Annotated in this window: 12 protein-coding genes and 2 riboswitches; of the genes, 6 read left to right on the top strand and 6 right to left on the bottom strand. The window is 66.7% G+C overall.

What is annotated here, in order from left to right; translation table 11 throughout:
* Positions 1-5: 5 nt before the first annotated feature.
* The 6 genes from gcvH to Q0Q47_RS11875 all read right to left on the bottom strand — a co-directional run bounded on the left by gcvH (position 6) and on the right by Q0Q47_RS11875 (position 6,313).
* Positions 6-380, bottom strand: coding sequence for a glycine cleavage system protein GcvH (gcvH, locus tag Q0Q47_RS11900; RefSeq protein ID WP_293859394.1), 375 nt, complete (start codon positions 378-380; stop codon positions 6-8).
* Positions 381-414: 34 nt separating this feature from the next.
* Positions 415-1,578: a glycine cleavage system aminomethyltransferase GcvT gene (gcvT, locus tag Q0Q47_RS11895; RefSeq protein WP_293859391.1), complete on the bottom strand. Its 1,164-nt coding sequence runs from the start codon at positions 1,576-1,578 to the stop codon at positions 415-417.
* A 57-nt stretch (positions 1,579-1,635) separates the two neighbouring features.
* A riboswitch (glycine riboswitch) is annotated at positions 1,636-1,735 on the bottom strand.
* Position 1,736: 1 nt separating this feature from the next.
* A riboswitch (glycine riboswitch) is annotated at positions 1,737-1,840 on the bottom strand.
* Positions 1,841-1,905: 65 nt separating this feature from the next.
* Complete coding sequence (locus Q0Q47_RS11890) at positions 1,906-2,328, bottom strand: flagellar biosynthesis regulator FlaF (RefSeq protein ID WP_293859388.1); 423 nt, start codon at positions 2,326-2,328, stop codon at positions 1,906-1,908.
* 70 nt (positions 2,329-2,398) lie between these two features.
* Positions 2,399-4,963, bottom strand: a complete 2,565-nt coding sequence (locus tag Q0Q47_RS11885) for a hypothetical protein (protein ID WP_293859385.1) — start codon at positions 4,961-4,963, stop codon at positions 2,399-2,401.
* 170 nt (positions 4,964-5,133) lie between these two features.
* On the bottom strand, positions 5,134-5,763 hold the full coding sequence (locus Q0Q47_RS11880; protein WP_293859382.1) for a hypothetical protein: 630 nt from the start codon (positions 5,761-5,763) through the stop codon (positions 5,134-5,136).
* A 58-nt stretch (positions 5,764-5,821) separates the two neighbouring features.
* On the bottom strand, positions 5,822-6,313 hold the full coding sequence (locus tag Q0Q47_RS11875; protein ID WP_293859379.1) for an invasion associated locus B family protein: 492 nt from the start codon (positions 6,311-6,313) through the stop codon (positions 5,822-5,824).
* 434 nt (positions 6,314-6,747) lie between these two features.
* Between Q0Q47_RS11875 and coxB the strand changes: the two genes are divergently transcribed.
* The 6 genes from coxB to Q0Q47_RS11845 form a co-directional block, all read left to right on the top strand.
* Positions 6,748-7,590, top strand: coding sequence for a cytochrome c oxidase subunit II (gene coxB / locus Q0Q47_RS11870; RefSeq protein ID WP_293859765.1), 843 nt, complete (start codon positions 6,748-6,750; stop codon positions 7,588-7,590).
* 53 nt (positions 7,591-7,643) lie between these two features.
* Positions 7,644-9,257 (top strand): cytochrome c oxidase subunit I, encoded by a 1,614-nt coding sequence (gene ctaD / locus Q0Q47_RS11865; protein ID WP_293859376.1) that lies wholly within the window; start codon positions 7,644-7,646, stop codon positions 9,255-9,257.
* Between the two features lie 218 nt (positions 9,258-9,475).
* Positions 9,476-10,390: a heme o synthase gene (locus Q0Q47_RS11860; protein ID WP_293859762.1), complete on the top strand. Its 915-nt coding sequence runs from the start codon at positions 9,476-9,478 to the stop codon at positions 10,388-10,390.
* On the top strand, positions 10,387-10,554 hold the full coding sequence (locus Q0Q47_RS11855) for a hypothetical protein (RefSeq protein WP_293859373.1): 168 nt from the start codon (positions 10,387-10,389) through the stop codon (positions 10,552-10,554). Before Q0Q47_RS11860 ends, Q0Q47_RS11855 begins: the two co-directional genes overlap by 4 nt.
* A gap of 2 nt (positions 10,555-10,556) precedes the next feature.
* Entirely contained in the window at positions 10,557-11,162 is a 606-nt protein-coding gene (locus tag Q0Q47_RS11850; RefSeq protein ID WP_293859370.1) for a cytochrome c oxidase assembly protein, read from the top strand.
* 56 nt (positions 11,163-11,218) lie between these two features.
* The coding region (locus Q0Q47_RS11845) for a cytochrome c oxidase subunit 3 (RefSeq protein WP_293859367.1) at positions 11,219-11,543 on the top strand (325 nt) is incomplete at its 3' end.

Genomic DNA, 11,543 nt, shown 5'->3' with positions numbered 1-11,543 from the left:
GCGAATCAGAGGTTGGCGACGAAGTCGTTGTACTGGTCTTCGGTCATCAGGCCCTGCAGTTCCGACGCGTCGGTGACGCGAAGCTTCAGGAACCAGCCGCGCCCCTTGGGATCCTCGTTGACGGTGGCCGGAGCCCCCTCCAGCTCGGAATTGACCTCGACCACCTCGCCGCCGACCGGGGCGTAGACTTCGCTGGCCGCCTTGACGCTCTCCACGACGGCCGCCTCGGCGCCCTTGCCGATGGTCTTGCCCACCTGGGGCAGCTCGACGAACACGACGTCGCCCAGCTGCTGCTGCGCGTAGTCGGTGATGCCCACCGTCCCGGTGTCGCCCTCGATGCGGATGTACTCGTGGTCCTTGGTGTAGCGGGTCTCGGCCATGCTGGGCTCCTGGGCGGAAAGGGAGTGGGACGGATCAGCGCGGGGCGCGCGCGTAGCGGTGGGGAGCGAACGGCATGGGCGCGACCCGCGCGGGCAGCGCCTTGCCGCGCACCATGAGGGCAAGCTCCGTGCCGGGGGCGGCGAACGCCGCCTCGACATAGCCCATGGCGACGGGACCGTTCACGGTGGGACCGAACCCGCCCGACGTCACGCGGCCGACGATCCTGCCGTCAGGAAGCGCGATTTCCGCGCCCTCGCGGGCCGGGGCTCGCCCCTCGGGCAGCAGGCCGACGCGGACGCGCGAGGGGCCTTCGGCGAGTTCTCGGCGGATGCGGTCGAAGCCGGGGAAGCCCCCCTCCTCGCGCCGCCGCTTCTGCATGGACCACACGAGCGCGCCCTCGACCGGCGACGTGGTCTCGTCGATGTCGTGGCCGTAGAGGCACAGGCCCGCCTCGAGCCGCAGCGAATCGCGGGCCCCGAGGCCGATCGGCTTCACCTCAGGCTCGGCGAGAAGCGCCTCGGCGACGGCCTCGAGCCGCTTCGACTTGACCGAGATCTCGAAGCCGTCCTCGCCCGTGTAGCCCGAGCGCGAGACATGGCAGGGGATGCCGTCGAAGGTGAGGGACGTGGCGCCCATGAAGGCGAGCGCGGCGGCACCCGGCGCATGACGCTCCAGGACCTCGGCGGCCTTCGGCCCCTGGAGGGCGAGAAGGGAGCGGTTGTCCGCCTTCATCAGGCGCACGCCCGCGGGCAGCCGCGCCTCGATGTGGGCCCAGTCCGCGTCCTTGCGTGAGGCGTTGACGACCAGCATCAGCACCCCGTCCTCGGACGGGTCGGACGATCGCGTGACCATGAGGTCGTCGAGAATGCCGCCGTCGTCGGCGAGCAGCTGCGAATAGCGCTGCCGGCCTGGGGCCAGCCCCACGAAGTCCGCGGGGCACATCGCCTCCAGCGCCCGCGCCACGGTCTCGTGGTCGGATCCCACGAGGAAGCCCTGGCCCATGTGCGAGACGTCGAAGAGCCCGGCGGATTCGCGGGTCCACTGGTGCTCGGTCAGGATCCCCGTGGGGTACTGGACCGGCATGTCGTACCCGGCGAACGGCACCATCCGGGCGCCCAGCGCCTTGTGGCGGGCGTGCAGAGGGGTTTGCTTCAGCGGGGCGCCGCTTTCGGCGGCAGTCTGGTCGGCGTCGGCCATGGCGGCTCCCGGGGCGCGGCACGTTGAGGCCGGACCTCTCGGCCCGACCGGCGTGCCCCCTCTGTCCGCAGACCTGAGAGATTTCCCGGAGCGCAGGCGCCCGGTTACCCCCGTCGGTGGGCCGGGGCCCTGACGGACCCGGCCACTTTCCAGAGTGTCAGCTCCCCGCGGTCCTGGGACCTGAGCGTTTCCGGGGCGGTTGCGCCTTCGGTGCCGGCCTCTCCGCCCGAAGGCGGCCGCCGGACTCTTCCGCGGGGATCAAAGACGCGCCAAGGGGTAGTGGCGCGCGGCGGCCGTGTCAATCGACCCGGCGGCGGTCGAGGAGGGTCAGGCCGCGACGGGGCCGCGCAGGGGAGACGGCGCCCCAGCCGGACCGACCGGATCGGGTCGGGCGGACAGGCCCTCGGCCAGGATGCGGTTGATCCGTGCCAGGGGAAGCACCTGCGGCGGTCGCGGATCGACCAGCGCACGGACGCTTTGCTTCATCGTCCAGGCGCACAGGCCCTGCAGGTCGCGCTTGAGATCGCCCGGCAGGCTCGACTCCGGCGCCGCCGCGTCGCCGCCGACGAGAGCCCAGAATGTCCGGTTGCGGTCCACGGCGCGCTGCAGGGCATCGATGTCGACGCGATCGTCGCTGACGCAGCGCTCGATCTCCACGGCGATCTGGTTGAACAGTGCGGCTTCGAGCGCACGGCCGGTGAGGCCCGCTCGTGCTGCGGTGGCGTAGGTCTGCTGGGCTTTGGCGTTCATGGTACCAATTGGTGTGCTTCAGGATGGGCACGGCGGCCCAATCGACGCGGGCCGCCGTTAAGAAACAGGCTCAGCGGAGAAGCTGTGCAGCCAGCTGGTTGGACTGGTTCAGAATGCCAAGGGCGGATGTCGCGAGCTGGTAGCGGGTCGATGTGGCCTGCATCTGCGCGGCATCTTCCGTGGCGTTGCTGGAGGTCATGGCCGTCGCCGCGTCGGTCAGAACCTTGCTGATGCTGTCGTTGAAGGTCTTCGCGTTCGTGAGCAGCGTCGAACTGGAGGCCAGCGTGCTGGTATGTCCATCGACCTTGCCGATCGCCGTCTGGAACAGCGCGATGGCCTTGTCCACGGCAGCGTCATCGCCCAGCGCCGTGGTCAGGAAATCATAGTCCGTACCGGTCATCGTGAAGCCGAGCGAGGTCGTATCGACGCCGGTGGTCAGTCCGATGTCCACTTTCGCGTCGCCGTCGGACAGTTGGGTCGTCAGGATACCACCCTTCAGGATGTTGGCCTGGCCGACCAGCGACGAGTCGTCGACCGTCTTGGCGATCATGTTGAGCATCTTGGCGATCGACTGCGTCGCGGCTTCCCGCTTGGGGTCACCCGTCGTGGCCGATGTCGACGGGTTGCGGCTGTAGCTGATCTTGGCGCCGTAGTTCTCCTGCTTGGCGATGACCGCGCCGTTGGCATTGCGGTTGTCCTGAGTGCTCAGCAGGGTATCGCCGCCGAGCTTGGAGGCCAATTGTCCCGCGCCGGTCCCGTTCGCCGTCCCGAAGAGCGTGTCGAGTGCGTTTGCCTTGTTCCTGAGCAACGGAATACCGCCGAGCGTGCCGTTGCTCGACGCCGTGTTGTCTCCCACGTTGTTCGTCTGCTCGATTTCCATGCTGTAGTTGGCCGTCAACGTGAGCTGAAGCTGGAACTGGCTGGCCGAAGCGTTCTGCCCCGTTCCCGCGAGCTTCACCGCGTCGGCCTTGACCTGGCCCGGTCCGAAGGCCGTGTTGATGGCCTTGGTGAGATCCTGCATCGTGCTGAATTCGTACGGCTTGGTGGCCGAGCCGTCATAGCCGGTGTAGCTCGCGGGCGAGGAAGCCGCGGCCCTGAAGCTGATGGTGCGGGTGTCGGGCTTCACGGGATCGTCGGACCGCACGGTGATCGAGAAGATGTCACCGACCTGAAACTGTCCGGCTCCCGTCCCGATCAGGGAGATCGTCGAGGCATCCGTGGCCGCAAGGCTCTGATCGACGTTCAAGGACGCGACGCCTGGGAGGCCGAAAGCTCTGTTGAGAGTCCCGTTCGTGGCTGACGTGGCCGCAGATGCGGCATCGTTGCCCTGGCCGATGCTGATGCTTGAACTTGCGAGATTGTTCCTGAACGTGAGCCCTTTGCTCGCGTCGTAAACGGCGCGCGTCGTGATCCCGGCGGTCACTGCATTGGTATTGAATGCGTTGATGAAATCCGAAACCGTCGAGGTGGCGCCGTTCATCTGGGCGCCGGTGACCGAGATGGTGGTGCGCACACCGTTTTCGGTGACCGCCACCGCGATCGTGTTGCCGGTCGTCACGCCATAATTGCCGTAGTTGATCGCGTTGTTCGTCGCATCCCACTGCGGCGGCGTGCCGGCCCCGAAGATCTGGCGGTTGGCGTTGATCAATCCCGCGGTCAGGTTCGCCGGAACCACGTTGGCGAAGTTTCCCGTGGCTTCGACGGCCGTCAGACCGGTCGATGTTCCCACGACTGTCGCCGCATAGCCTGTCGAGCTCGCGGAGTTGAAGGCCAGACCGAGGTTGCTGGTGAGGTCGGTGGAGATCTGGGACGCGTTGCCAGCCGCCGTCGACGTGCCGGTCGTGACCGTGCCGATCCTGATCTTGAACTGGACTGAGTTGTTCGAAGAAAATCGCAGCGTTCCGTCCTGGTCGATCGAGGCGGACAAGTTGCCACCTGTGCCAAGCGCGGCGTCGAAGACCGTGCTGGTGTTGATGGTCCTGACCAGATCACCGAGCGTGAGATCCGCCAGATTGGCGACGCCGGTCGTGGCCGTCGTGATGTCCAAAGCCGAAACGCCGTTGTTGTTGATGCCGTTGTTTGTTGCGTTGGCACGGATGAGTTCGACGCGCAGGGTCTGCCCCGTCGGGAGATTCAGTCCGAGATTGCCCTGGGACGTCGCCGACGCTTCTTCCTGAGTGCCGAAGAGCTTCTTGTTCGCACGCAAGGCGCTTGCGCCGACGCCCATGACCCCCGCGGAGGTGGAGATCGACATCGTCTCGCCGGTGACCGTGCCGGTCACACCCTTGATGACCTCGTCGATTTTGGAGCCCACGACCGCGCCGCTGGCGGCCTTCGTGCCCTTCAGGGCTCTCAAGTCCGACACGGCGCTGTTGAAGTCCGACGTGATCTTGGCCAGTCCCTTCTGGGCCATTGAGACCGCCGAGACGCTGAGATCGATCTGCTTGTTGGCGGCGAGCAGCGCCGTGGAGCGGTTGTTCATGCTCTGCGACTGCAGGTACTGCGTCGCCCCGTCGAAGACCGAGTTGATCTTCTTTCCCGTGGAGATTCGCGTCTGCAGATCGCTCATCGTGGCGCTCATGTCGAGCAGACCATTGAGGGCGGACAGCTGCTGTGAAGAAAGGGCGCTCACCATGACAATAACCTCGACATCAAAATATCGCTCCGGAAAGCCCAGGAGCCAATGACGTCAAGTTGGAGCAAAATATGAAATACAAAGTAAACCACGCCGACCGGCGCACGAATACTTCTTATACTTGCGAGACTGCAGTCAAACTCGCAATACGTGTATAGGCCGGAACGCGGTCAGCCGCGCTTGCGCTTGCGCGGCGCATCGCCGCCGCGACCCGACGGATCGAGGCCCACGGAGATCGACAGTTCCTCGCCCTGGCGCGGCACGATCATGTTGTCCTCGATCACGACGAAGCGCGCCTGGACGTCGCCCGACGGCACTGTCGCCGTTGCGCGCTGGAGGCGAGACACCAGCACCTTGTCGCCGCGCTTGATGACCACGCGGACGGGCGCGGTGAACGTTCCCGGCGATCCCGCCGGGCCGAGCAGGACGCGCCCCTCGACGCCCACCTTGATCGCGATCTGGCCGCCGGGCTGGGCCCGGCACTCGCGCGCGACCTCGCCCAGCGACACCTGGTTGCGCACGTCCGAGCCGCCGACCTGGCGCATGGCCGCGCCGCCATCGAGGATCTCGACCGACGGGCACTCGAAGTCGTCGTCGACCGGGGCGGCCGGCGGCGGCACGGTGGAGCCGCCGTTGCGGAAGAACTCCGAGAAGGAGGACGTGCCGGACGACGACGCCACGGTGGCGCGCGGCTCGTCGGAGCCGAGGCCCAGCGTCGAGCACCCGCCCAGGACACCGGCCGTGACCGCCAGGACGAGGACGCTGGGCAGGGTCGAGGGGCGCGACGAGGACCGGTTCATGACGGCAACTCCAGGGAGGCGAAGCGAGGACGAAGGAAGAAAGGCGCTGGTCCCGAGATCAGGGCAGCGAATCGAAGGCCTTGCCGAACCCGTCGAGGGACACGGGAATGCCGATTCCCTCCTCCGGGGTCTGGAAGACGATGAAGGTGGCGGCCTGGCCGTTGCGAAGCTTGCCCAGGAGGTCCTCGTCCATCACGACCTCGGCGATGCAGCCGGAGGGCAGGCAGCGCACGAAGCCGGCGCGACCGACGTCGGTGCTGTCGATCTTGAGGCCGAGGCCCGAGGGCAGCAGGACGCCGAGCGGCGCGATGACGCGCAAGAGGCGGCTGCGGCCGTCGGCCGTCTTGAGCACGATGACGACGAGAGAGACGTTGGGCTTGTCCTCGGCCTGCACGCTCTGGACGATGGCGCACTGCTCGGTCTTGGCGCCCGCCGGCGTCTCGCAGCGCATCTGCCAGTCGCCGAAGGTGCTCTTGACCGCGCCCTGGGCCAGGACAGGTGCCGGACTGGCCGCCATGCCCACGGCAAAAACGGCGGCCAAGGCCGCCATCGGTCCCGTCGGCCAGCGCCGCGGCCCGCTTTGGTCGTGTGTCACCGCCATTCGCGATGCTCCCGCTCTCGTCGCGTCTGCAGCCGGCGCCGAGGAGATTCGCTCTCAACGCGCCCCTCCGCGTCAAGCGGCGTTCGGACCATGGCCCGTGTCACCTGTCAAGACAAGGTGCCGCATGCCGCCCAGCCGGTCCGGATGCCGGCGTCGGCAGCGTCCCCGGGCATGCGACCAAAGCACAACGCTTCCCCATGACGCAGATCATAGATCCTAAGACGGCGTTGCGCTCGTGGCCCTGATGTGATTTTTGGCGACTGCAACACTCCGCCGGAGACGGATTGGGGCGCATTGGCGTTTCTCAAGGTCGTTTTCGGGCAATTCGGGCGCCCTCACGCTTCCGAATTGCGATTGGTCAAGGGGGAGAACCAGAAGTGAAGATGTCTTTCTGGAACCGTACTGCGCTGGCAGTGGCCGCGCTCGGTCTCAGCACCGCCGGACCGGCCATGGCCGAGATCGGACATCCCGTGTCGTGGCAGGTCGGACTTCAGGGTCCCGCCACCGAGGTCGCCGCGTTCACCTACAATCTGCACACGGCGCTGGTCTGGATCATCACCCTGATCTCGCTGTTCGTGCTGGGCCTCCTGGTCCTGGTCGTGGTGAAGTTCAATGAGAAGGCGAACCCGACGCCCTCCAAGACCACTCACCATACGGGTCTCGAGATCGCCTGGACCATCATTCCGGTGCTGATTCTGGTCGGGATCGCCATCCCGTCCTTCCGCCTGCTGAAGTTCCAGGTGGAGATCCCGAAGGCCGACATGACCGTGAAGGTCTACGGCAACCAGTGGTACTGGTCTTACGAGTACGCGGCGGACCAGGGCGGCGGCTTCAAGTTCGACTCGAACGTCCTCTCCCCCGAAGAGGCGAAGAAGGCCGGCCAGCCGAACCTGCTCGCGGTGGACAACGAGATGGTCGTGCCGGTCGGCAAGACGGTCGTGCTGCAGGTCGTCGGCAACGACGTCATCCACTCGTTCTCGGTCGCCTCGCTCGGCTTCCGCATGGACGCGGTGCCCGGCCGCCTGAACCAGACCTGGTTCCGCACGGAGCGCGAAGGCGTCTATTACGGCCAGTGCTCGCGCCTGTGCGGCCAGAACCACGCCTACATGCCGGTCGCCATCCGCGCCGTCAGCCAGGAGAAGTACACGGCCTGGCTCGCCGACGCGAAGAAGAAGTTCGCTTCGGCCGACACGCCGGTCCGCGTCGCCGCGGCCGCCACCGAATGACGGGACGCCCTCGGCGCGCCCCGACCGAAATGAAGACCTGCGGGATCTGAACCATGGCTCATGCCGCTACTGCGCACGACGCGCATCATTCCATACCGACGGGTTGGCGACGCTGGGTGCTGTCGACCAACCACAAGGACATCGGCACGATGTACCTTCTCTTCGCGCTCATGGCGGGCCTCATCGGCGGCGCGCTGTCGATCGCGATGCGCCTCGAGCTGCAGGAGCCGGGGCTCCAGTTCTTCTCCAATCCGCAGACCTACAACGTCTTCGTGACGGGCCACGGCCTGATCATGGTGTTCTTCGTGGTCATGCCTGCGCTGATCGGGGGCTTCGGCAACTGGTTCGTGCCGATCATGGTCGGGGCGCCGGACATGGCGTTCCCGCGCATGAACAACATCTCGTTCTGGCTGCTGCCCTCCTCCTTCGCCCTGCTGCTCATCTCGATGTTCGTCGAGGGCGCACCCGGCGCGAACGGCTTCGGCGGCGGCTGGACGGTGTATCCGCCGCTCTCCACGGCGGGCCACCCCGGCCCGGCGCTGGACTTCGGCATCCTGTCGCTGCACTTGGCCGGCGCCTCGTCGATCCTGGGCGCCATCAACTTCATCACCACGATCCTGAACATGCGCGCGCCGGGCATGACCCTGCACAAGATGCCGCTGTTCGCGTGGGCGATGCTGATCACGGCCTTCCTGCTGCTGCTGTCGCTCCCGGTTCTCGCCGGCGCGATCACCATGCTGCTGACCGACCGCAACTTCGGCACGACGTTCTTCGATCCGTCGGGCGGCGGTGACCCGATCCTGTACCAGCACCTGTTCTGGTTCTTCGGTCACCCCGAAGTGTACATCATGATCCTGCCGGCCTTCGGCATCGTCAGCCACATCATCTCGACCTTCTCCAAGAAGCCGGTGTTCGGCTATCTCGGGATGGCCTACGCGATGGTGGCGATCGGCGCCGTCGGCTTCGTCGTGTGGGCGCACCACATGTACACGGCCGGCCTGTCGCTCGACACGCAGCGCTACTTCGTGTTCGCCACCATGGTGATCGCGGTGCCGACGGGCGTGAAGATCTTCTCCTGGATCGCGACGATGTGGGGCGGCTCGATCCGCTTCACCGTGCCGATGATCTGGGCGATCGGCTTCATCTTCCTGTTCACCGTCGGCGGCGTGACCGGCGTGGTGCTCGCCAATGCCGGCGTCGACCGCGTGCTGCACAACACCTACTACGTGGTGGCGCACTTCCACTACGTGCTGTCGCTCGGCGCCGTCTTCGGCATTTTCGCGGCCTGGTACTACTGGTTCCCGAAGATGACCGGCTACGTCTTCCCGGAGACCATCGGGAAGCTGCACTTCTGGATCGCCTTCATCGGCGCCAACGTGCTGTTCTTCCCGATGCACTTCACGGGCCTGGCCGGCATGCCGCGCCACTACGTGGACTATCCGGAGGCCTTCGCGGGCTGGAACCGGATCTCCTCGTTCGGCTCCTACATCTTCGCCTTCGGCCTGCTCGTGTTCTTCTACGGCATCTTCGTCGCCTTCCAGCGCAAGGAGAAGGCCGGCGAGAACCCGTGGGGCGAGGGCGCGACGACGCTGGAGTGGACCCTTCCCTCCCCGCCGCCGTTCCACCAGTTCGAGACCCTGCCGCGCATCACCGGCTCGGATCACTGAAGACACGAGGCGGGCCGGCTCTCGCAGCCGGCCCGCCTCCACCACCGATCCTTCGCTCCGCCGCCGGCCTGTCCCGCGGCGGAGCCGAGGACCGGACGAGCCGGCGGACCTGCCGGTTCCGGACCTGAAACGGAGCAAGCGGAGAGACGATGTCTCTGGCCACGGACAGCCTCGCAAAGGGCACCAGCCTTTCGAAAGGCACTGAGAGCGGCGTTTCGATGGGAACGGCGGGCGACTTCTTCGCGCTGCTGAAGCCTCGCGTCATGTCGCTCGTGGTGTTCACGGCGCTCACGGGCATGCTGCTCGCCCCGCATGTGAACCCGGTCCTGGGCTTCGCGTGGCTCCTGGCCATCGCGGTCGGCGCCGGCGCCTCCGGCTGCCTCAACATGTGGTACGACGCCGACGTCGACGCCCTCATGGGCCGCACGGCGAAGCGTCCAATCCCCTCCGGCAAGGTCACCCCGGACGAGGCGCTGGCCTTCGGCATCGTCCTGTCGGCCGGTTCCGTGGCGTTCCTCGGGCTGACGGCCAACTGGCTCGCCGCCGGGCTCCTGGCCTTCACCATCTTCTTCTATGCCGTCATCTACTCGATGTGGCTGAAGCGCTGGACCCCGCAGAACATCGTCATCGGCGGCGCCGCCGGCGCCTTCCCGCCCATGATCGGCTATGCGGCGGCGACCGGCTCGGTGTCGCTGGAGAGCGTGGCGCTCTTCGCCATCATCTTCATGTGGACGCCCCCGCACTTCTGGGCGCTGGCGCTGCTCAAGACCGAGGACTACCGCCGCGCCGGGATCCCGATGATGCCCGTGGTCGCCGGAGAGGCCTCCACCCGCTTCCAGATCCTCGTCTATTCCACGCTCCTGCTGCCGGTCGGCCTGCTGCCCGTCGCCATGGGTTTCGCGGGTCCGTTCTATGCGGTCGTCGCCGGCATCTCCGGCCTCATGATGATCGCGCGCTCCTGGACCGTGTACCGCCAGCCCGAGGGCGATGCGGCCCGCCGCGCCGCGGTGAAGCTCTTCACCTTCTCGATCCTCTATCTCTTCATCGTGTTCGCCACCCTGATGGCCGAGACGATCGTCGGCCTCGACCGGGTTCGGGCCGTCGCGGGCGTCCTCACAGGAGCGCTGTCATGACCGGCAAGCCGAACGAGAACGGGGTGTCCCTCACCGCCGACGAGGAACGCCGCCGCCGCTCGCGGTCCAACGCACTGGGCCTGGTGCTCGGCGCCCTCGCCATCCTGTTCTTCGTCGTCACCATCGCCAAGCTCGGCGGGAACGTCCTGAACCGTCCGCTCTGACCATGGCCGAGACCACCCCCTCCCCCACCGACAAGGCCCGACGCGCCGCCCGGCGCACGGCCTATCTGTGCGCCGGCCTCATCGCCGGCATGGCGGGCCTCTCCTACGCCGCCGTGCCGCTCTACGACCTGTTCTGCAAGGCCACGGGCTTCGGCGGAACGCCGAGGGTCGCGACGGCGGGAGCCTCGTCGATCGGCGATCGCACCGTCACCGTGCGCTTCGACGCGAACGTGTCTCCGGGGCTGTCCTGGCGCTTCGAGCCCGAGGTTCGCTCCGTCGACGTGCGGCTGGGCGAGACGAAAACCATCTTCTACAAGCTCACCAACACGGGCACGAAGGCGACGACCGGCATCGCGTCGTTCAACGTCCTGCCCGAAATGAGCGGCGGCTACTTCAACAAGATCCAGTGCTTCTGCTTCACCGACATGACGCTGCAGCCTGGCGAGAGCCTGGAGGCGCCCGTCGTGTTCTTCATCGATCCCGCGATCGAGAAGGAACGCGATCTCAAGAGCGCAACCACCATCACCCTTTCCTACACCTTCTTCCCGGCCAAGGGCTCGCCAAAGCCCCTGGCTGCGGCTAAGGACGGAACGGGTTCGAACCTTTAGAACACGGGGGACGCGCCAGGCTCCGGCCGGGCGCGGAATGATCGGAGAGCGACCACATGGCGGACGCCCATACCAAGAACCACGACTACCATCTCGTCGATCCGAGCCCGTGGCCGTTCGTCGGCTCGATCTCGGCCTTCGTCATGGCGGTCGGTGCCATCATGTGGATGAAGGCTTTGACCCTGGCCGGCCTGAAGGCCGGGCCGGTTCTCTTCGGCATCGGCTTCATCGGCATCCTCTACACGATGATCGCCTGGTGGTCCGACGTGACCAAGGAAGCCGAGTACGGCGGCTATCACACCCGCGTGGTGCAGATCAGCCACCGGTACGGCATGATCATGTTCATCGCCTCCGAGGTGATGTTCTTCGTGGCCTGGTTCT

It is taken from the genome of uncultured Alsobacter sp. (assembly GCF_945952055.1).
Classification (GTDB): Bacteria; Pseudomonadota; Alphaproteobacteria; order Rhizobiales; family Beijerinckiaceae; genus Alsobacter.
Note: the sequence above shows the minus strand (reverse complement) of the source record. Positions and strands in the feature narration are given on the sequence as shown.